Origin of the sequence: Neisseria sp. P0008.S010, assembly GCF_051962715.1 — a bacterium.
Lineage (GTDB): Bacteria > Pseudomonadota > Gammaproteobacteria > Burkholderiales > Neisseriaceae > Neisseria > Neisseria elongata.
Window position 1 is genome coordinate 1 of record NZ_JBQCVA010000383.1, and the last position, 247, is coordinate 247.

Genomic DNA, 247 nt, shown 5'->3' on the forward strand with positions numbered 1-247 from the left:
TTTCACCAGCGACTGAGTCGACCGCCTGCGCGCGCTTTACGCCCAGTAATTCCGGACAACGCTCGGACCCTACGTGTTACCGCGGCTGCTGGCACGTAGTTAGCCGGTCCTTCTTCCCCTGGTACCGTCATGTGCTTCGTCCCAGGGAAAAGGGGTTTACACACCGAAATGCGTCATCCCCCACGCGGCGTTGCTCTGTCAGGCTTGCGCCCATTGCAGAAAATTCCTTGCTGCTGCCGCCCGTAGG

At 60.3% G+C, this 247-nt stretch carries 1 rRNA gene; it reads right to left on the minus strand.

Annotated features, from left to right (window positions below):
• Positions 1-247 (minus strand): 16S ribosomal RNA (locus tag ACTHSL_RS14000); the annotation flags it as partial.